Consider the following 20,331-nt stretch of genomic DNA (forward strand, 5'->3'; position numbering starts at 1 on the left):
GGAACGGGCACGATCCGTCACCTGACGTCGACGAAGTCTCCTGTCGCCGTGGACGGGCCGGTGGTGGGGGTACCGGTGAAGACGAAGCGGAAGTAGCCGTCGGCCTTGGCCTTGGTGGTGGTCTTCAGCGTGCCTCCGACGCCGCTGGTGACGGTTTTCAGGGTGGTGTACACGGAGCCGCCCTTCTTACGGAACTGCAGTTGGACCGGCCGGTCCTGGTAGCCGGTGTAGGTGCCGGTGTCCCAGTTGGCGCGGGTCAGTTTCCCGGTGACCGTGATCGTCCTGCCCTTCTTCACCGGCTCGGGCGAGGCATTGACCGTCACCTTGGCGTACCGCTTGAAGTTCGCTGTGCCGGCCTCGTCGATCTCCGTCCACTCGTCCGTGGAGTCCTGCGCCCCGGCGAGCACCTTCCAGGCTCCGGCGAGGCCGTTGTGGTCGAAGTCCCGGGCGGCGTCCACACCGAGGTTCACCTTGCACGTGGAGGTGGTCGGGTCCGTCGGCGACACCGCACACGCTCCCGTCGGCGGGTACAGCGGGAGGACGCCGTCGGCGTCGTCCGTGTTGGGGCCGTGCCACAGGTAGGCCCAGGAGGCGACAACACCCTCGGGGTCGTGGGCCGTCCATGTGATCGTGACGGTCTTTCTGGTGGTCAGGCCGAGCACGATGTCCTTGCCTCCGTTGACCACGACGTTCGAGAACGTGGTGTCGTCGGCGGCTGTCGTGTCCGCCGCCTGGGCGGTGGCCGGCAGCATCGATGCGGAAAGGGTGGCCGTCAGGAAGGTGACGGCGAGGGCCGGGCGGATGCGCATGGGGTCCCCCCTCGGGACGGTGGGTCCGCCGCCTCCCCGCGCGACGGACCTGATGGTGTGTCATTCGGTGGCTAGACCCATGAGGGCCGGTCACGGTTGCCCCTGGGGTCTCGCGGGCCGCCCTCCTTCCTGATGTAATAGGTGAACCACGAATGCATTACTTACATCAGGAGGGGTTTTGTCTTTCAGGAACACGGCCGAAGCCGTGGCGGCGTGGGCCGACGGCTGGGCCCTTTCACGTGGCGCGGCCGAACCGGCGCCCTGCTCCTGGGGTTTCACCATCGATGTCGGTCTGCCCCGGCACGTCATGCGCCACGTCCTGACCACCGCCGACGAGCCGACCGTCCGCGAGATCACCGAGAACGCCACCGCCCCGGACGTCCGGCTGAAGGCGTTCCTGGCACCGGAGACCCTCACCCCCTGGCTGACACCCGGCTGGTCCCTGGCAGCCGGTCCCGGCTTCCTGATGTCGGCCCCACTGCACTCCTCCCGCACCGACGTCCCCGACGGCTACCGGCTGCGCACCTGGAACCGCGCCGGCGTGACCCGCGTCCTGGTGCGCACCGCGGAGGGCGCCTTCGCCGCGCGCGGTCAGATCGCCGTCACCGGCTCCACCGCCGTCGTCGACCAGGTGGAGACCGACCCGGCCCACCAACGCCGCGGCCTGGGACGCCTGGTGATGGCCACGCTCGCCAGTGCCGCTGCCGGACAGGACGCCGCAGTCGGTGTGCTGGGCGCGACGCCGGAGGGCCGGGTCCTGTACGAGCGACTCGGATGGCGCGTCCTGGCACCCCTGACCAGCGCCGTGCGAGGCCCGGACCCGCTGGACGCGTGAGCGCGGTAGGGACGCCCACGCTGCCCTGTCTCTCGATCAGTCACACGTCAGTGTGGGCATCCCCCAGTCGCCGTGGTCGTTGCCGTTGCCGTCGCCCGCGTCCCCGACCTTGAGGTCGAGTACCTGGGCGCCGCTGACGTCGACGTCGATCGACAGCGCGGCCTGTTTGCCGCGGAGTGTCGGGGTGGTGACCAGGTTCTTGCCGTCGGCGATCACGGAGAACGTCACAGTGCCCGCGCCGTTCGTTTCGTCGTCGACGCCGACGGACGCCGTCAACCGCGAGCACTGTCCGGCGAGGTACAGCTCGACGTCGCTCACGGAGTTGGTGCCGAGGCCCTTGGCGTAGCCGACGCCCGCGATGGTGATCGGGCGGCCGTCACCGGCCGCCTGCTCGCCGACGCTGGTGTCCCGTTCCACCGGGCCCCACCCGTTGGTGGACGACAGGAACGGCAGACCACTCACGTCGCTCTGCCCGGCGGGCGGAGCCGGTGGGATTCCCCGGACGATGCGCTCGTCGTCACCGACGGCCTGCCGTCCGTTCTGCCGGTAGTGCACCGTGGTGGTGAGTGCCGAGGCCGATGGCAGCGTTCCGGCCGGGGGCTGGATCTGCCAGGTGAAGGTCGCCGAGGTGCCGGGCCGCAGACGCTTGACCGACACGGGGCCGGTGGCAGTCACGCTCCAGCCGTCCGGCGCCGAGAACGACGCCGTCAGTCCGGAGGCGGACTGCCGGTCCTTCGGCACCCGGACCGTCGTCCGGGCGGTGAAGGCCTGTCCTGGCTGGGCGGTGTCCGGCACGTCGAGGGTGACGTCCGCTCCCGGGCGCTTCGGCATTGCGTAGCCACTGGCGTCGTAGCGCGGGCTGTCGTTCTGTGCGACGCGCAGGGAGGAGGCGTAGCTGCCGTAGTCGGTCAGTGAGACCTTGCCGAGGCCACCGGTGCTGCCGTCGAGGTTCCACACGGCGATGGCGATGCTGTTGTGGCCGTTCGGGTTCAGGATTCCGTTGGGGACCGGGAAGGTGTGCTGCGGGCCGAGGTAGTTGACGTAGTTGCCGACCTGCCAGCCGTTCACGAAGATCGTGGCGCGGTACTTGCGTGCCGGGTCGTCGGTGAACGTGAGCCCAAGTGACGTGTCCTGACCGTGCGGCAGGTCCAGCCTGGCGTCGGTGCGGTACCAGGAGACACCGGGAGTCGTGTCGGTCGTCGGCAGGGACACGCGGTTCCAGTCGGCGTCCGGGTAGCCCGGCAGGGACCAGCCGGCCCGCTCGCCGTAGAGGCCGCCCGTCGACAGCGGACCGCGGACCGTGTCCTGGAGGTCCTCGCCACCCCGTACGCCCTGGATGCGCCAGGTGACGGACGTCAGCGGCGCGCCGACGAGGGAGGCGCTGGTCAGGCCGCGCGCGGCCTTGTTGCCGTTGGTGGAGTTGTAGTCCTCCTCGTGTCCCATGTTGACGGTGAGCACCGAAATGACGTTGTCCCCTTGGGACTTCACCGCACCGGCCGGGAAGGAGAAGTCTCCGCTGCCCGTGGTGGAGCTGCCCAGGAAGGTCCCGTTGAGCCAGACGGAGAACGCCTGCGCACCTCCCCCCGAGTCCGAGACCAGATGGATGCCGGTCTCCTTGCCGGTGGCGCGGAAGCGGCCCCGGTACCACGTGTTGCCGGTGTGGAACCCGTAGTCGTCGGCGTAGAGCACCGGCAGCGAGTTGACGCCGGAAACGCTGTTGGTGGTCGCCTTGTCGGCCACCTGCCAGCTGGTGTCGTCGAAACCGGGAGCGGCTTCGGGCGACTCCTCGGCGTGCTTCCAGTTGGTCAGTGTCGGCAGTTGCACCGGGGCGGCCACCGGTATCTTCCCGGTGAGACTCCCCGTGTCGCCGGCATGGGCGCCCAACGCCCTTCCGTTCCAGGTGACTTGGGCGGCGGAGGTGAACACCTCGATGTCCTTGTCGTCGGCGTTGTCGCCGGTGAGTGCCACGGTGTGGCCACCGCTCAGGCTGGTCGCCGTCCGCAACAGGTGGGTGCCGCGCACGAGCACCGGGCCGCTCGCCGTGTCCTGACGCCAGAAGGTCTCCGCCGTGGCCTTGTCGCCGACCAGGAGGAGGAGCGGGCGCTTTCCGTCGCCGCTGATGCTGATGCGGATCAGGCCCTTGTGCGTGTAGTTCAGGCGGAGGTCACCGGTGGACGGGTCCCAACTGGTCGCCACCGTCCCGCCGTTGGCGGTCACGGTGGGCTCGGTGGCGTAGCGCAGGACCGTCTCGCCGTCGCTGCCCTCGTCGCCGTAGAGCACGGCGACGTCCCGGGCCCCGATGGTCGCGCTGGTCATGATCTCGGAGGTGGTGTACTGCAACTGGGCTTCGCCGAGGCGATAGTTGGCCACGATCACGTGGGAGTCACGTCCGTCGAGGGTGATCGCGGTGCCGGGCTGCTGGGGCACGACCGGGTAGGTGGGCTGCGCGGCGGAGTCGCTCGTCGGTACGTCGATGGCGTCCACGGCCACGTAGTTGTCCGTGGATCCCGAGCTGTGGGTCCCGGCGACGACGATCTTCAGCGTGTGCGCGCCGGGCGGCAGGCCGGTCTTCTGGAAGAGCACCGCCTGGGTCTCGCTGCCGGAGTCGTCGACCGTCGCCGCCTTGGTGCCGTCGAGGTAGACGTCGGCGTTGCCGTGGTTGTTGGTCTTCGAGCCGATCCAGCGGATCGCGGTGCCGTCGAAGGGGACGGTGAGCGAGTCGCCGGCCGTCTTCGAGAACGACTCGGTGTGTTTGTAATCGCCGCCGGTGTAGCTCGTGTTGGCCACGTGCGACCACGAACCGGCGTACTGGAGCGCGGAGTCGGGGTCGTCCCAGGTGTAGGTGGTGTCGGCGGACGGCACGGCGTTGAAGTCCAGGGAGATGTGAGTCTTGTCGACCGCGGTCGAGGTGGAGTTGCCGTGCCGCAGGACGTGGAACTGGGTCTTGGTGTCGGGGTTCATCCGGGCCGTGTCGACGACCGCGGAGTCGTCCGGCGGTGTGGCTCTGATCGCCTCGGTCTTGGTCAGCGGGGCGACCGACTGGGTGAAGTACCCGATGAGCTTGTCCTCGTAGTACTTCGGGTCGAGCTGGCGGGTCTCCCGGATCGCGGCCCCGTAGTCGTACGACGTGTAGTTCTGCGGCATGCCGAGCCAGCCCCAGTTGGTGCCGCCGTAGGTCATGTAGAAGCTCTGCGCGGTGGTGCCGACGGCGATGTTCTGTTTGTAGAAGACGTCGGCGAACTGGTCGTTGATGAGTTGGGCGCACTTGTCGTAGCCGGGTCCGCCCCAGGGGTCGAAGGCGCCGCCCTGGAACTCCGGTGAGTAGAGCGGTTTTCCGGCCGGGTGGTCGTAGCTGATGTCGGGGACGCCGTTCCACTTCGCGGGGTTGGAGCAGTCGAAGCCCTGCGGGTAGGAGTCGGGGCCGTCGACGTCCAGGGCGCCGGTACCGGAGTTGAAGGTGCCGTTGTTGTTGCCGGTCAGCGGGACCGTGATGCCGTCGGCGCGGGCCTTGTCCTCCAGGTGCTGCATGTAGGAGCGGCCGGCGGCCGAGCCGTTGTAGTACTCGTTCTCGACCTGATAGGCGATCACCGACCCGGTGCCGTTGGTCAGTTGGTGGCGGGCGATGATCCGGTCGATCTGCGTCAGCCACTCGTCCGCGTACTTCAGGAACTGCGGGTCGTCGCTGCGGTTGTTCCCGGCCTTGGTGGTCAGCCAGCCGGGCAGTCCGCCGCTGTCGACCTCCGCGTTGATGTACGGGGCGGGGCGGGCGATGACGTAGAGCCCGGCTTCTTGGGCCATGTCGAGGAGCTTGTCGACGTCCCGCACCCCGGTGAAGTCGTACACGCCCGGCTTGGGCGAGTGGTAGCCCCAGTCGAAGTACAGGGAGGTGGAGTTGAAGCCTGCGGCCTTCATCTTCTGGAAGATGTCGCGCCACAGGTCCTGACTCGGGAGCCGGAAGTAGTGGAACTCTCCGGACCACAGGTAGGTGCGCCTGCCGTCGACGAGGAACGAGTAGCCGTCGAGCGTCACGGTGTGCGCCTGCGGACTGACGACGGGCGTCTGTTCGCCCACGTCCTGCGCCGCAGTGGCCGGCGCGGTCATGCCCGCCGCGAGGGCGAAGGTCGCGGTCGCCGCGAGGACCGCCCTCCACCACCGGCGTCGACCGGGTCTCGCACCTACTGAACCGTTCCGACTACCCCGCACGGCGGCCTCCAGACCGACTGGGCGAACAGCATCAAACAGACTCAGGCAAAGTCGAACAGTAAGGGTGTGCAGGGCGCACCACAATGGGGCGGGAGAAGACAATTGAGAGGCCGGTTCCCGGGCTCGCGTCCGGGAACCGGCCCGGCGTCATCAGGACCGCCCGTGCCTCAACTGCCCTACTGGCCGAAGCCGTACGCGAACAGATGGTCGGCGCCCGACGAGCCCGTCACCGGCAGCGTGATCGACGCGACCTGCTTGGACGCGTCCAGCGGGACCTTCGTGGCGAAGACGTATGCCTTCACGTTGTCGCGGCCCCCGCTCCCGGTGTTCCGGTAGGGAGTCGTGACGGCGGTCGTGTCCCCCGGGAGGGGCTGGCTGCCGCCCCCGTTGAGCGTCCAGTCCGAGAAGCCGATCGTCGCCTTCGAGGTGGTGCCGTCGGTGTAGGTGACGGTCACCGTGCCCGAGACCCCGCTCCCGTCGGTCGGCGCGTTGGTCGCGGTGCCCAGCAGACCGAGCGACGCGCCGGACGCGCCGGACGGCATCGGGATGGTCTGGCCGGCCATCTCCAGGTTGTCCAGCTGCCCGGACGTCACCGTCGGCCAGGTGTAGGAGATGCCGTCGGCGGTGACGGTGGACCCGCTCGTGACGCCGGCCGTCGCCAGCGCGTTCTGCGAGAACGCCCAGCCACCGTTGTCGAATCCGCCCGAGAAGGAGGTGCCGTCGGGGTAGATGCCCTCGTTGGTGTCGTACGGCCACAGCGCGCCGGCCTTGGCCACGGCCACGCGGAGGGTCGCCCCGCTCAGTGCCGTACCGGTGCTGTGGTCGGCCAGCGCGAAGGTGACCGGGTAGGTTCCCTCGCTCGCGCCCGCCGTCACCTTGACCTTCGCTTCGGCACTGCCCGTGGCGGGTACCGTCAGCGAGCCGGACGAGGTGTCCAGGGTGACGCCGGAGGGTGCCGTCGCCCTCCAGTCGACCGTGACGGCCGTACTGCCGAGGTTGGTCAGGTCGAGGGTGCCGTCACCGGACGCACCTGGCTGGAGCACCAGGCCGTCGCTTGAGGGGCCGGTCGCGGCCAGCACCCGCCCGCCGCCCGTGGTGTCCGAGGGCGGCGCCGCCGAAGTGTCGGACGCCCAGGCCTTGTTGGGCGCGGTGCCGAGTGTGAAGTCGAGCGTGCCCGCGCCCTGGAACTGCTGGTAGCTCAGCCAGGAGCTGTTCCACGCCTTGCCCTTGACGGCGAGCGTCTGCACGTACGGCGCGTCGGGCGCGGCCTGCGGAGCGTTGATCCCCACGGTCTTGCCGCTGCCCAGGGTCACCTTGGCCACCGGGAACGCCGGGCTGCCGAGCGCCAGGGTGTCCGTGCCCGGGGTCTCCGGGTACATGCCGAGCTCGGACCAGACGTACCAGGAGCTCATCGCGCCGAGGTCGTCGTTGCCGAACGAGCCGACCGGCGCGTTGAAGTACAGGTTCTGCTGGGCGTCGCGGACGGCCGCCTGGGTCTTCCACGGCTGGCCCGTGTAGTCGTACTCCCAGGGGATCTCCACACTGGGCTCGTTGCTCAGGTCGGCGTCGGTGTTGCCCGGCTGCGTGATGTTGTCGAGCAGGCTGTCCAGGTAGGACGAGTACGCCGTGTCGCCGCCGCGTGCCTGGATGAGCTGGCGCAGGTTGAAGGGGACCATCGGCGTGTACTGGGCGGAGGTGCCCTCCACGAAGCCGTTGGAGGTGCCCGGGGTGAAACCGCCGGCGAACTGGCCGTCCTTGTTCTTGGCCTGCATGTAGCCGGTCTGCGGGTTGAAGACGTTCATCCAGTCCTGGGCGCGGGTGGCGAACTTCTCGTAGACGGATGTGTTGCCGAGCGACTTCGCGAAGGCGGCGATGGCGTAGTCGGCGGAGTCGTACTCGAGTTGGGTGGAGACGGGGCCGTAGAAGTTGCAGCAGTTGTAGTCGTTCTCGTCGAGCGGGAGGTAGCCCTTCGCGTCCCGTACGGACTCTCCGGGGCGGTCGTTGTTCGGGACGGTGGCCTCGTGCTGGAGGGCGGCGAGTGCCTTGGCCGTGTCGAAGTTCGTCGCACCGAAGGCGTACGCGTCGGCGATGATGCCCGCGGCCGGGTCGCCGACCATGACGTAGCTCTCGCCGTTGTTCGAGGCCCACTTGGGCAACAGGCCCGTCTGGTCGTACCCGTTGAGCATCGAGGTGACGACGTCACCGGCGACCTTCGGCTCGACCAGCGCCATCAGCTGCGTCTGGGAACGATAGGTGTCCCAGCCTGAGTAGTTGGCGTACTGGGCCTTCTGCCCCTTGGCCAGCGGGTGGATCTGGTTGTCCATGCCCATGTACTGGCCGTTGTCGTCGGAGAAGACGTTCGGGTGCAGCAGGGCGTGGTAGAGCGCGGTGTAGAACTGGGTCTGCTGGTCCGCGGAGCCGCCGCCGATCTGAAGCTTGGTCAGCACCTTGTTCCAGGCGTCGTGGTTGGCCTGTTCGACGGCGGCGAGATCCCACTTCTTGATCTCGGTGGACAGGTTGTTCGCCGCTCCGGCGTCACTCGTGTACGAGATGCCGACCTTGGCGTTCACTGTGGTGTTCGTGGTGGTGTCGAAGGTGAGGTACATGCCGTTCGCGCCGGTGGTGGGCGGCTGGGCGGCAGCGGATGTCTGCGGTGCAGCGCTGGATGCCGGGGACGGCGTACCGGAGTGCTTGTTCGCGCTCGTGTGGATCGTCGGGGCCGGCTTCGCCGGGACGGTGAAGTGCCTCTCCTTCAGCGGCGCCGACCTCGCCTTCTGCGGGGCCGCTTGGACCTTGCCGGCCTTCAGCGACTTCGCGTCGGGAGTGATGGTGCCGCCGACCCAGGTGCCGCTCGCGGCGAACGGCCGGTCGAACTTGATGTCGAAGTGCAGCGTGTATCTGTTGGCGGCGCCGCAGAAGTGACCGCTGTCGATCGCGCCACTGATCTCCTGGTTGTTCACGACCTGGACGCGGGTCCCGTCGATCTGTGTGGCACCGCCGCTGAGCTTGAACAGCAGGTTCGCCTGCTGCCCCGCGGGGAAGGTGAAGCGGCCAAGGCCTGCGCGGGTGGTGTCGGTCAGCTCGGTCTTGACGCCGTTCGCGTCGGTGACCCTGTAGTAGCCGAGGCCCGCCTGCTCGTCCGTGTGGCTGAAGCCGGCGGACGTGTTGCCGAGGTCGCCCGACAGTGCGCCGGTCATTGGCAGGACGGGCAGGTCGCCCGCGACGGGGCAGCCAGGGCCCGAGATGTGGGTGAGGCTGAAGCCGGAGATCTTCTTGTCGTTGTACTCGTAGCCGCCGCCGTCGGGCCGGTCGGGCGTCGTGTCCGGACCCCACTGGACCATCCCGGCCGGCATGTCGGGGCCCGGGAAGGTGTCCACCGCACCGGAGGTGCCGATGAGGGGGTTGACGAGGGACGCGGGATCCGTCACCACGGCCGGCGTCGCGCCGCTCGCGGCATACGCGTCGCCCACTGCCGGCAGTGGCAGAACAGCCATGCCCAGGACGCAGAACAGGGCCGAATATCGGCGGGATCTCTTGCGGTCGCGTGGCGCAGCTGAATGTCGGGGTCTCACCATCGGTTGCCTCCGCAGCAATTCGTGCCTGGCACAACAGGTGCCGACGCACCGAGATCCCGGAACGCCGACGACAGGCAACAGTCCCGGTCGCCCCCGACGGCCTGACAACGTTGCCATGCACGAGTGTCGAGTGAAACGTGTGTGCTGATGGCATGTCAACGAGGCCAACGGGACTTTCTGAACGCGAAGTTCACCTAGAGGCCTGTGCGGCGACGGCGTACCAGGGTGATGCGAGGGTTCCGGAACAGCCAGGCCCATCTTGCCCATACGCGCAAACTGCTTCGCAAACACGTCGGGCCGACGGCTTGTCCCTCGACGCGGTCGCACAACCGTAGGAGCGGCAATGGTTCCGGCAAGAATCTCCCAGCACTGGGTCATCCTGACGCCATGGGACGCCCATTCCCTTGTTCGGGTACGGCTCTTCGATCGCGCTGGCGCCCGTGTTGGGATCCGAAATGGAAAAGGCGGATCGCCGAGGTCGGTCGTAGGCCTCGCAACGCACTCGCCGGAGACGACGCTCTGCACGACGAGGTGAAAGTGGTGCGTGAATTCGAAACCGATGTCGAATAACGCGTTCGGGTGCCGGTGACGCGCCCGGTGTGCCGGGGAGGAGCGCGGTCGGCAGCGCGGTCAGGGTGTCGATGAGCCGGCGGGTGACGCTCGGTGCGAGCACGGGCTCTCCGCCGACGGCCGCGTGGAGGGCGCGGACGAGGTCGTCGGGACGGCTGTTCTTCAGCAAGAAGCCGTCGGCGCCCGCCCGAAGGGCCGCGTGCACGTACTCGTCCAGGTCGAACGTGGTGAGGACGACGACCCGCGGCGCCGGTCCCGGCCCCGGCCAGTCGCCGACGATGCGCCGGGTGGCCTCCACACCGGTCGTGCCGGGCAGCGTCGTCAGCCTCCCGTGGACGATTCCCTCGGCACGGTCACGGGTGCTCCTCGTCGGCTCTCGCGAAGCGCGCCTCTACGGTCGCGACGGCAACGGAGACGGTCAAGAGGCCTACGACGAGCGGCAGTCCGACGGGCACACCGGTCAGCGATCCGGCAGTGCCGTACCGGCGGAGCGGACGTGATCTCCAGGGCCGCGCCCCAGATGAAGACCTGACCGCGCGCTCCGCCCGGTGCGTACTCCGTGCGGGCCGCGAGGGTGGAGGCGAAGAAGAAGGAGTTGAGGATCCCGGTGAGGGCGTAGGCCGCGACGGACACCGCGAAGGCGGGGCTCACGGTGACGGACGCCCAGGGCGAGGCAGCGCATCAGCTGGTCCGGTTCACCGGTGAGAGGGCGGGCCATGACGGCTGAGGACCCGGTGAGACTGCCGACGCCGTAGGCGGCGGTCAGCAGGGCCGCGGTGGCCGGCTCGGTGCCGAGGATCCTCGTCAGGCCGACGCCCATGGTGAGGTAGACGGTGCGCCGGAGTCGGCCCGTGCGGTCCGCCGATGGCGGGCGGTCGGCCGCCGATACCGCCGGTCAGCAGCGGTCCGCGGGCCCCGGCCGTGGCCAGCAGCAGCACGGCCGGTACGACAGGTGCGTGACCGTACGTCAGTACCCCTGCGGTCAGCGCGGTGGCGTACAGCAGACAGGCCGCCCCGATGACCTTGCGGCGGTCCCGGGCGAGTCCGAGCGACCGGGGCGACGAAGGGGCCGACCGTGGATCAGGCGGACCGGCTCCGGGGAGTCGGGCTGCTGGCTCCCGGTGTCCACAGCGACGCGCTTACACAACGCGACAACGCAGGCGTGCATCTCATCTCGGGTATCCCCGACCAGTTGGCCGACTTCGCCCGTCTGACAGCCACCGCGGTTCTCGACACCTGGTCCGCCGCCGGCGTCCTTCAGCAGGTGCCAGGGGATCGCGGGAGATTTCTGCCGGTGGCGATCCGCGTGCTGCTGAGCTGTCCTGATCGGCCCGCGCTTGCCAGGGTGAGGGGCATGACTCCGGGTTTCAGTGGTGAGGTCGCCGAGTTCTACGCGAAGTACCGTCGGGGCTATCCGCCCCCGGTCGTCGAGGCTCTGCGGACAGCCTTCGCGCTCAACGCCGACGACATCGTGCTGGACCTCGGATGCGGCACCGGCCAGCTCTCTCTCCCGCTCGCTTCCCGGGTCCGTTCCGTCATCGGCATGGACCCGGAACCGGACATGCTGCGGCTCGCCGGGGAATCGGCCGCGGGGCAGGGCGTGCGGAATGTGACATGGGTACTGGGCGGCGACAGCGACGTCCCCGCGGTGGGGGCCCTGGTGGGGCGGGAATCCCTGGCGATGGCGGTGATCGGGCAGGCCCTGCACTGGATGCGGCACGAGGAGCTGTTCCGTACCTTGGCGCCCCTGTTCCGTGCCGGCGGAGGTGTCGCCGTGGTGGCCAACGGCACACCCTTGTGGCTACAGGATTGCGCCTGGTCGCAGGCGCTGCGGTCCTGCCTGGAGGATCACTTCGGCAGGCGGCTGGAGGCAACGTGCGGGACCGCCGCGCACGACCGGCGCCGATACGCGGAAGCGCTCCGTACTGCCGGATTCACGAATGTGCGGGAGACGGTGATCGACTACGGCGACGAGCTGAGCATCGACGAAATCATCGGCGGCGTCTACTCCGCGATCCCCGCGGGCAAGCTGCCCGGGCAGGAGGACCGGCCGGCGTTCGCCGAGCGGATTCGCCGGTCGCTCCCGTCCGGCCCGTATCTCGAAAGCGTCCAGGTCTCCGTACTCGTGGGCCGGGTGACCTGATCGGTCCCGCACCTGGCAGAGCAACCGGCACGCCTTCAGCGGACGTGCCTCGCGACCCCATTTCGCTCAGGTCGGATCAGGTCCGGCAGCTTGAGCTCAGGACGCTCGATCGCTACCGGATGTTTGACACCGGAGACGCGGAAGCCGTTGCTGTGACCGCTGATGCCGATCTCTCCCGAGGCGGCCGTCCCGAACACGAGGCCGGGGACGGAACCCGCGATCACGAGCCCACGCACAACAATGGCGCCGGTGAACGCGAGGACGACAACTCCCGCAACGAGGACACCCAGGCCAACGCCTGCCGTTGCCGGGTGCGCGTGACGCTGTGCTCGGCAGAGGTCAGTTCCTTGCCACACCGCCTGCAGGTCAACGATCGCCGAGCGGCCGGAAGCCCGCCGTCGGGCCGCACGATCTCCCACGGGAATCGCGCGTAGTCCCACGCCAGGGTGGACACTCCGAACTCCCTGCCTTACATGGTCAGTTACCAGCTGATGGCACATCGTCCCGGGGGCGGGATCGTACGGCCAACGAGTCAACTCCCGGCTGCCGCACGCCTCTCCACCGTTCGACCCCCTCGACACGCGCAGGGGCTCACACGACACTCCCGTGATGTTCCATCCCACCCCTCACCCCCACAACATCCGAGGTCAGCGCGGTGCAGTGGTCCTCACCAGGGAGTTCGTCGGAAGTCCTGCGCGGGGTCCGGCGCCCGCATAGCGTGCGGTGACCAGGACCGCTCCCCGCGTTCTCGCGGTCGGCACCTGTTGGGGCCCACGACCCACTAGGAGATCTTGGAATGTCCGCCGACAGCTCCGAGTTACACCCGCTGCGCCACCGGCCCGCACGACACGCCTCCCCCATCCCGCCCTCGCCGCCACCCGCCGCGCACAGCAACAGCAACTGGCGGTCGGCACGGGCCCGTTCATGGACCGGACCCCACCGCGATCTACGGCTTCTGCGCCGGGCCTGCCGCCGGCAGCGACGCGTCGCCGCTCTCGCCGCACTCGGCTACTTCGCCGTCTTCCTCACCCTCACCGTCGCACTCCCCTCGGTGATGACCGCCCCCGCCCTCGGCGGCCTGCCCGCCGGACTCTGTCTGGCGCTGGTCCAACTCCCCGTCACCTGGCTGGCCGTGCTCTTCTACGAGTACACCGCGCGGCGCCACGTCGACCCTCTCGCCCGCCGGGTGCGCCATCAGACGCCGCACCACCGCGACGAGCAGGTCCTGTCGTGACCGACTTCAAGGGCGCCGCACAGTCCTGGTCACTCGTGGCGTTCTTCAGCGTCGTCACCCTCACCCTGCTGCTGTGCGTGGTCACCGGCCCCGACCGCGACGACCTCGACGAGTTCTACACCGGCTACCGGTTCCTCTCCCCGCTGCGCAACGGCCTGGCCATCGCGGGCGACTACATCTCGGCGGCCACCGTCCTGACCGTCGGCGGCATCATCGCGCTCTGCGGCTACGACGGTGTCGTTCTGGCCCTGAGCACCCTGCTCTCCCTGCTGCTCCTGATGTTCCTGCTGGCCGAACCCCTGCACCACACGGGCAGGTTCACCATGGGCGACGTACTCGCCCGCCGGATGCCCGGCCGCGCGGTGCGCATCACCGCGTGCGCCGTCACCCTCGCCGCGCTGGTGCCCATGATGGTCGTCCAGCTCGCCGGTGTGGGACAGCTGTTGGCCTACGTCCTCGGCTTCTCCGACAACACCATGCGCACGGGCTGCGTCGTCGGGGCCGGGGCGCTGATGATCACGTATGCGGCTCTCGGAGGCATGCGCGGCACCGCACTGATCCAGATCCTGAAGACCGTGATCCTTCTCGGCTCGGGTCTGGTCGTCGCCGCGCTGATCCTGCACACCTTCGGCTGGAGCCCGCCGACCCTGTTCCGCACAGCCGCACACAACAGCGGGGCCGGCCACAACTACCTGCGCTACGGGCTCCAGTTCGCCGGCGGACGGCACCCCGCCCTCGACATGGTCAGCACGCAGTGCGCCATCGTGCTCGGCGGTGCGTCCCTCCCCCACGTCACCATGCGCATGTACACGGCCGGCAGTACCCGGCAGGTGCGCCGTGCGATGTCGTGGGCCGTGTCGGCGGTCGCGCTGTTCATCGCCGTCATGACCGTGGTCGCGGTCGGCGCCACCGCTCTCATCGGCGCGAAGACCATCACCGCCGCGGATCCGCGCGGCTCCACCGCCTATCTCCTCGGGGCGCGCGCCGCGTTCGGCACCGACCTCTCCCGTCCGGAGAGCCTGCTGTTCACCACCGTCACCACGGCCATCTTCCTGACCCTGCTGGCCTCCGTGGCCAGCATGACCCTGGCCTGCGCCAACTCCCTCGCCCACGACATCGCCGCCCGCCCCGACACACCGCCGCTGCACGAAATGGCGCTGGCCCGCCTGTCCGCCCTGGCCGTGGGCATTCCCGTGATCGGCCTGGCCGTACTCGCCCAGCACCACAGTCTCCAGCCCCTCGCCATCCTCTCGTTCTGTCTGGGTGCCTCGGCGATCGCCCCGGCGCTCCTCTACAGCCTCTTCTGGCGCCGCTACACCCGCGCCGGCCTGCTGGCCACGCTCATCGGCGGCACCGTCAGCGTCCTCGTCCTCCTGCCCGGCACCAGCCTCGTCTCCGGCACCCCCCAATCGGCCTTCCCCACCGCCGACTTCAACTGGTTCCCCTTCACCACGACCGCCCTGGTCTCCGTCCCGGCCGGGTTCCTCAGCGGCCTCGTCGCCACCGTTCTGTCCCGCAGAAGGTCCAACACGCGGGCACGCAGTCGCTACGAAGCCATCGAGCCCGTCCTGCTGGCCGGACCGGCGTACCCCAAGAACGGATGACAACGCGCCGACGACACCGGACCGAAGCCGGGGGCCGGGGCCCCCGGCTCGTCACAACCTGTCAGCCGGCGGTGAACCGGCGCAACGCGTCCTGGGCACCGTTGAACCGGTCGTGGTCACCGACCGTCTGCCCCGACGACGTGTACTGCCACATCGTGTACGCCGACCAGCCCGCCGGAAGCGCCCCTACCGACGAGGCGTACCGGGCCACCCACAGGGGGTTCGTGGCACCGAATCCCCGGTAGCCACCGGTGCAGTTGCTCCACCAGCTGGTGGATGTGTAGATCACGGCATCACGACCGGTACGGGCCTTGTAGCGGCTCAGGAAATCACCGATCCAGGTGACCATGCCGCTCGCCGACTTGCCGTAGCAGGAGTCCCCGTAGGGGTTCCATTCGATGTCGAGTGCCCCCGGCAGCGTCCGGCCGTCGCCCGACCAGCCCCCACCGTGATCCACGAAGTAGTCGGCCTGCGCGGCTCCGCTGCCCCCGTCCGGTGTGGCGAAGTGGTAGGCCCCGCGGACCATGCCGACGTCGTACGCACCCTCGTACTGGTCCTCGAAGTACGGGTTCCGGTAGGAGGTGCCTTCCGTGGCCTTCGTATAGGCCCACCTGGTACCGGCGCTCCACAGGCCGGTCCACGCCACATCACGCTGATAGCTGGAGACGTCAACGCCCTCGGTCTGCCCGGCCCGCTCCTCCGGGGACACCGCGCCGGTCCTGCCGCTCGTCCCGTCGTGGGCCAGGACGCCGATGCCCATGTAGGCACTGCCCCGCGCGGGTCCGGGTTCGGCCGTGGTCGGCGCGGGGGCCATACCGGTCACAGTGAGGAGAAGGCCGGACACCACCACGGCCACGCGCAGTCGGGAAAGCCCGTCCCAGGTTGATATTCGTCGTCGCATACCGCCTATACGAACCGCAACCGTGCCGCATCGCACGTCATGTACCGCCAAACTCGCCCGCACCCCGTACCGCGAGGCGTCCGTGGTCCCGGCGTACGGCTCGACGAGGGTGAGGCCGCCGACGAAGCCGTACGACGACGTGATCTCCTGGATCGAGGCCGACCGGGGAAGGTTCGCCCGCACAGGACTGGAGTGGTGGAGAGCAGTGACGAACGAGCATGACCTGGACGACGCGCTTCGGGTGGCCGTGGAGCTGGCCGCGTGGGCATCGGAGACGATCCGCGGCGGGAACGGAGGGGCCTCGGGCCCGGTCCGGCAGAAGGCGGGCCCGGCCGACATCGTCACGGACACGGACGAGGCGGTGGAGCGGCACGTACGGTCGGTGCTGCGGCGCGAGTTCCCCGGCTGGGGGATCGACGGCGAGGAGTACGGCGTCGAGGAAGGCGCGTCGGACGCCCCGCACTGGGTGATCGACCCCGTGGACGGAACCACCAACTACGCCCACGGGCTGGGCTGGTGCTCCTTCTCGCTGGGCCTCGCGCGGCCGGACGGCTCTCCTCTGCTGGGCCTGGTCGCGGACCCGTGGCGGGGCGAGGTGTTCACGGCCGTACGAGGCAGGGGGGCGCACTTGAACGGCGTCCCGATCCACGCGGCGGACCACACGACACTGACCGGCCATGTGTTCATGACGGAGTGGGCGGCGCACGCGCACTGGCCCGGCCTGGACTCATTGCTGGCCCGGCTGGCCGACCGGCACTGCACGGCACGCGTGATGGGCTCGACAGCACTGTCCCTGGTGCAGGTCGCGGCGGGCCGGGCGGCCGCCGCCGCGATCGGCGAGTTCCACCCGGTGGACGGTCTCCCGGCGCTGCTGATCGCGACGGAGGCAGGGGCGGTCGCGGTGCCCCAACTCCCGTCCTACGACGAGCCGTTGCTGCTGGCCGCGCCCGGAGTCGCGGCGGAGGCAAGGGAGTTGTGGCGGTCGACGGTCAGTCCCTCGGCCCCGGGACAGTGACGACGACCTTGCCCTGCGGATGGCCGTTCTCCAAGTGTCGGACGGCGTCGGCGGCTTCGGCCAGCGCAATGGTGCGGTCGACCACGGGAGCGAGATCCCCCTTGTCGATGATCGCGTTGAGAGTCAGGTGGTCCGCACGGCGTACGACCGCGAGCATGCCCCGGAGCTTCCGGCTCCCGAGCAGCGAACGCAGCCCCATCTCCAGGCGGATGCCCGCGTCGGCGAACCAACGGCTCCCGCCTTCGCCGCCGACCCGGACGAGGGTGCCGTGCGCAGTGAGGACGCCGCGCAGGAGCGAGACACCGCGGTTGCCCGCGGCGTCCAGGACGATGTCGTACCGGCGCGGGCGGTCGGAGCAACGGCATCACCGCCAGCGCGGCGAACCCGCTCAGGAACATCACCGCCGCGAAACTCGCGGTCGCGGCCAGATACGTACGGGAGAACAGCCCGGGCGGAGACGGGCGCGAAGGTACAGGCGCGACGGCTGCGGCACGGCGACGTCGGGTCACGGACAGCAAGGTATGCACCAACTCGGGGTATGGCCAACGTATTTGATCCCGGCAGGCAGGATCACGGACGCGACCCGGCTGTCAGACCGAAGCGCTCGGCTGCGCCGCCGCGGTCAGGACGTACTGGAGGCGGCGGGCCGCGTTGAGGTGGTCCGCCGTCCAGATGATGCGGACGGCGGTGGCCGTGGCGCGTCCGTCGTCGTCGCGCAGGTCGCGGCGCAGGGAGTCGACGAGGCGCGCTTCCTCCTCCGGATTGCGGGCCGACGGGACCGGTACGGCGGCGTGTCGGCCGAGGCCCGCGGCGAGGTCGCGGTACCAGTCGGAGAGCCGGACGACGGTGTCGAGGAGGATCAGCCGGGCCTCGGAGCGGTCGGGCTGGATCTGTTCGTCGCCGCCGTTGCGCTGCCACAGTTCCAGCACCGCGTCCGCGGCGAGGCGCAGTCCTACGATCCCGGTGACCAGGGTGGTCATGTCGGAGAGCCGCACCGGCTTGGCGCCCCGTTCGGCGAGGTAGCTGCGGAAGGCGTCGTCGAGTCGGCGGGCCGCGGCGGCCGCCTGCCGGCTCGCCTCCAGCGGTGCGTCGGTCGGCAGACAGCCGATGCTGCAGCGACTGGCCGCGTACTCCACCGCGTCCGCGAGATAGCGCGCACTGGCGTCGTACGCCGCGGACAGCGCCCGGTCCACGGCGACCCCGGCACCTCGCGGCCAGAAGAACAGGCCCACCAGCACACTCACCGCACAGCCCAGGGCAATGTCCTGGATCCGCAGCAGCACGATGTGCCAGTCGGGGTCCTGACCGATGTTGAACAGGATGACCAGGGTGACGGTGAAGGCCGCCTGTCCGGCGGCGAAGGAGATGGCTGCGGGGGCGATTCCGGCGACGAGCACGGCGACGGGGAGCAGGAACCAGAGCAGGGTGCCGTGGTGACCGATGAGCTGGAGCAGCCCGACCCCCACGAGTGAGCCGACCAGGGTGCCGCCGAGGGCACGCAGCGCGTTCTGCCCCGTGTTGAGCGCGTTGGAGCGGAGCACAGACAGGGTGCCGAGCAGTACCCAGAAGGAGTGCTGGACCCCTGTCGCGTTCGCCAGCGCCACCGCGATTCCGAGCCCGAGCGCGCCCCGGAGGCTGTTGTGCAGCCACACCGAGCGCGGCTCCAGGTGGGCGGCGGCGCGTTCGACGGCCGAGCCCAGCGGCTGGGCCAGTGCGCCCGGTTCTCCGCCGAGCAGCCGCTCCGGCCAGCTGCGCCGCTCGGCAGCCGCGGCCAGATCCACGTTGCCCGCGATCTGCAGGGTGGCGAAGCCCAACTCCTGGGCGCGGAACGAGAGATCAAGGGTCTCGATGAAGGCGCGGACCTGCGACTCGGTGCGCGGCTTCGGCTGTTCCACGGGCAACCGGTGGGTGGCGCCGTCCTCCATGCCGTCCATCGCCGCGCGCAGGTCCACGAGGGCGGCGCGCAGGGCGTCGGGTGCTTCGCGCGGGGCGTCGAGGAGTAAGGCCGCCTCATCCAGGGCCGTGGCCGCCGCCCGCCGTACGGTGCGTGCGTCGGCGTCGCAGATCCGGCGTTCGGCCGACGCGGGTCCGCTGTCCTCCACGATTGCGCTGAGCCAGGTCAGTTCGTCGACCAGGCGGACCAGTGCCCGGGAGCCGACGGACAGACCGGTGGGCCGGTAGGGCGTGGCGTCGAAGGCGGCGCGCAGGTCCGCCGCCGCGGCGGTGGCCCGGTCGGCGGCGACCTCGCACTGCCGGGCGGTCGGCGCCTCGGGTCCCCCGTCCAGCCAGGAGGCGTCGGTGCGCAGCTGCGCCGCCGCCGCGCGGCAGACCCGGGCGGCGGGAGCGCTCAGCGGGTCCGTGGTGGAGCGGGGCCACAACAGGGAGATCGCGAACATGGCGGCGACCGCGGCGAGGCCCGCTCCCGCGAGCCGGTCGGGCAGCTGCGACAGCGGGGCGGGCGAGGTCACGGGGAGGATGAAGGCCAGCAGCAGAGCGGTCGTGGCGCCCGCGAGGACGGAGCTGACCACCCCCGAGAAGAGCACCAGAAAGCCCACCACGACCATGGTGGCAACGGCCAGCCAGTTCGTCCGCGCCACCAGTGTGCCGAGGCAGATGAGCGCCGCCCAGCCCAGCGCGAGCCCCACGTGCGCCCGCAGGCGCTGCACCATCGGGCCGGTGAACTCGACCAGCAGGAGCATCGAGAACGACCCGAACGCCGCGTAGGTCGCCATCGTCGAGGATTTCAGCAGTTGGCCGCACAGGGCGAACAACGCGGGCATCACCAGCGCGGTGCGGGCGGCCCTGCGGGTCGCCGCGAGCCCCGGATCATGGTCACGCAACCACGCCGGAATCCGCCCGGGCAGGCCGTGCCAAGGTCTCTCCATACGCCGGCGCACCTCCAGCCCGCGCAGCACCCGTGTGCCACGCCATACCCGAGTATCCGCCATGCCCGCCGATCGCCCCTGCCGGGGCGGACCATGGTGCGGGAGGTCCGTCACCCGGCGGTTGCCGTCGCGCCCGCCTCGGTGAGGAGGGCGACCGTCCCGGGATGAGGACCGTTGTTCGCCCACTCCAGCGGGGACCGGCCGGTGCCATGATCTTCCCGTTCATTCGGATCGGCGCCGTAAGCCAGCAGTTCGCGGACCACGTCGGTGTGCCCCCAGCAAGCTGCCGCACACAAGGGCAGGCCCTCCGCGCCGACTCCGCTGCTCTCGGTGTCGGGGAGGGCACCGGCCTCCAGGAGCAGACGGACGATCGCGGCTTCCCCGTTGACGGAGGCTGCGTAGAGCGGCGTGGTGCCCTCGCTGTCGGCTCGCCCGGGGTCGGCGCCGGCCTGTAGCACCGCCCTCACCACACCGGCGTCACCCACCGCCATGGCCCCGAACAACCGCCGGGAGAGCTTCTTCTGCTGCCGCTGCTTCACGGGCCGAGATTGGGTGAT

At 69.9% G+C, this 20,331-nt stretch carries 14 protein-coding genes and 2 pseudogenes; 7 read left to right on the forward strand and 9 right to left on the reverse strand.

The annotated features are described in order from the left end of the window. Positions 1-17: 17 nt before the first annotated feature. Positions 18-809, reverse strand: coding sequence for a hypothetical protein (locus AB0I51_RS22495; RefSeq protein WP_362977745.1), 792 nt, complete (start codon positions 807-809; stop codon positions 18-20). Between the two features lie 178 nt (positions 810-987). Here AB0I51_RS22495 and AB0I51_RS22500 point away from each other — a divergent pair, with 178 nt between their 5' ends. Continuing rightward, entirely contained in the window at positions 988-1,644 is a 657-nt protein-coding gene (locus AB0I51_RS22500) for a GNAT family N-acetyltransferase (RefSeq protein ID WP_362977747.1), read from the forward strand. Positions 1,645-1,680: 36 nt separating this feature from the next. Here the strand turns inward: AB0I51_RS22500 and AB0I51_RS22505 are convergent, their stop codons facing one another. The 3 genes from AB0I51_RS22505 to AB0I51_RS22515 all read right to left on the reverse strand — a co-directional run bounded on the left by AB0I51_RS22505 (position 1,681) and on the right by AB0I51_RS22515 (position 10,290). Next, positions 1,681-5,745: a beta-galactosidase gene (locus AB0I51_RS22505; protein ID WP_362977749.1), complete on the reverse strand. Its 4,065-nt coding sequence runs from the start codon at positions 5,743-5,745 to the stop codon at positions 1,681-1,683. A 278-nt stretch (positions 5,746-6,023) separates the two neighbouring features. Next, positions 6,024-9,341, reverse strand: coding sequence for a lectin (locus AB0I51_RS22510; RefSeq protein WP_362977751.1), 3,318 nt, complete (start codon positions 9,339-9,341; stop codon positions 6,024-6,026). A 271-nt stretch (positions 9,342-9,612) separates the two neighbouring features. After that, entirely contained in the window at positions 9,613-10,290 is a 678-nt protein-coding gene (locus AB0I51_RS22515) for a response regulator transcription factor (RefSeq protein WP_362977753.1), read from the reverse strand. Here AB0I51_RS22515 and AB0I51_RS22520 point away from each other — a divergent pair. The 5 genes from AB0I51_RS22520 (at position 10,220) to AB0I51_RS22540 (ending at position 14,973) form a co-directional block, all read left to right on the forward strand. Continuing rightward, positions 10,220-10,492 (forward strand): hypothetical protein, encoded by a 273-nt coding sequence (locus AB0I51_RS22520; protein WP_362978026.1) that lies wholly within the window; start codon positions 10,220-10,222, stop codon positions 10,490-10,492. The two genes, AB0I51_RS22515 and AB0I51_RS22520, sit on opposite strands and share 71 nt — an antisense overlap. Positions 10,493-11,154: 662 nt before the next feature. After that, complete coding sequence (locus tag AB0I51_RS22525; RefSeq protein ID WP_362977755.1) at positions 11,155-12,135, forward strand: methyltransferase domain-containing protein; 981 nt, start codon at positions 11,155-11,157, stop codon at positions 12,133-12,135. Between the two features lie 44 nt (positions 12,136-12,179). Continuing rightward, positions 12,180-12,569 carry a hypothetical protein gene (locus tag AB0I51_RS22530; RefSeq protein ID WP_362977757.1) on the forward strand — a complete coding sequence of 130 codons (390 nt, stop codon included), beginning with the start codon at positions 12,180-12,182 and terminating at the stop codon, positions 12,567-12,569. A gap of 362 nt (positions 12,570-12,931) precedes the next feature. Next, positions 12,932-13,369, forward strand: a complete 438-nt coding sequence (locus AB0I51_RS22535; RefSeq protein WP_362977759.1) for a DUF485 domain-containing protein — start codon at positions 12,932-12,934, stop codon at positions 13,367-13,369. Further along, a complete protein-coding gene (locus tag AB0I51_RS22540) occupies positions 13,366-14,973 on the forward strand; it encodes a cation acetate symporter (RefSeq protein ID WP_362977761.1) in 1,608 nt (535 codons plus the stop codon). The genes AB0I51_RS22535 and AB0I51_RS22540 overlap by 4 nt, the downstream gene beginning before the upstream one ends. A gap of 61 nt (positions 14,974-15,034) precedes the next feature. Here AB0I51_RS22540 and AB0I51_RS22545 read toward each other — a convergent pair whose 3' ends face one another. After that, entirely contained in the window at positions 15,035-15,787 is a 753-nt protein-coding gene (locus AB0I51_RS22545) for a lysozyme (protein ID WP_362977763.1), read from the reverse strand. Between the two features lie 292 nt (positions 15,788-16,079). Here AB0I51_RS22545 and AB0I51_RS22550 point away from each other — a divergent pair, with 292 nt between their 5' ends. Then, a complete protein-coding gene (locus AB0I51_RS22550) occupies positions 16,080-16,889 on the forward strand; it encodes an inositol monophosphatase family protein (protein ID WP_362978008.1) in 810 nt (269 codons plus the stop codon). Here the strand turns inward: AB0I51_RS22550 and AB0I51_RS22555 are convergent. From AB0I51_RS22555 to AB0I51_RS22570, 4 genes and pseudogenes are all read right to left on the reverse strand, one after another. Beyond that, a pseudogene (locus tag AB0I51_RS22555) lies at positions 16,864-17,223 on the reverse strand (zinc-binding dehydrogenase); the annotation flags it as partial. The gene AB0I51_RS22550 and the pseudogene AB0I51_RS22555 overlap by 26 nt on opposite strands. A gap of 19 nt (positions 17,224-17,242) precedes the next feature. After that, positions 17,243-17,398 (reverse strand): annotated as a pseudogene (locus AB0I51_RS22560) (MFS transporter); the annotation flags it as partial. 81 nt (positions 17,399-17,479) lie between these two features. After that, positions 17,480-19,774, reverse strand: a complete 2,295-nt coding sequence (locus tag AB0I51_RS22565) for an FUSC family protein (protein WP_362977765.1) — start codon at positions 19,772-19,774, stop codon at positions 17,480-17,482. Between the two features lie 110 nt (positions 19,775-19,884). Further along, positions 19,885-20,313: an ankyrin repeat domain-containing protein gene (locus tag AB0I51_RS22570; protein ID WP_362977767.1), complete on the reverse strand. Its 429-nt coding sequence runs from the start codon at positions 20,311-20,313 to the stop codon at positions 19,885-19,887. Positions 20,314-20,331 lie beyond the last annotated feature (18 nt).

It is taken from the genome of Streptomyces sp. NPDC050549, from assembly GCF_040655035.1.
Classification (GTDB): domain Bacteria; phylum Actinomycetota; class Actinomycetes; order Streptomycetales; family Streptomycetaceae; genus Streptomyces.

Coding starts and splice junctions, on each gene's coding strand:
- AB0I51_RS22495 (WP_362977745.1), bottom strand. CDS start 809: ATGCGCATCCGCCCGGCCCTCGCCGTCACCTTCCTGACGGCCACCCTT.
- AB0I51_RS22505 (WP_362977749.1), bottom strand. CDS start 5,745: ATGACCGCGCCGGCCACTGCGGCGCAGGACGTGGGCGAACAGACGCCC.
- AB0I51_RS22510 (WP_362977751.1), bottom strand. CDS start 9,341: ATGGCTGTTCTGCCACTGCCGGCAGTGGGCGACGCGTATGCCGCGAGC.
- AB0I51_RS22535 (WP_362977759.1), top strand. CDS start 12,932: ATGTCCGCCGACAGCTCCGAGTTACACCCGCTGCGCCACCGGCCCGCA.
- AB0I51_RS22545 (WP_362977763.1), bottom strand. CDS start 15,787: ATGGCCCCCGCGCCGACCACGGCCGAACCCGGACCCGCGCGGGGCAGT.
- AB0I51_RS22565 (WP_362977765.1), bottom strand. CDS start 19,774: ATGGAGAGACCTTGGCACGGCCTGCCCGGGCGGATTCCGGCGTGGTTG.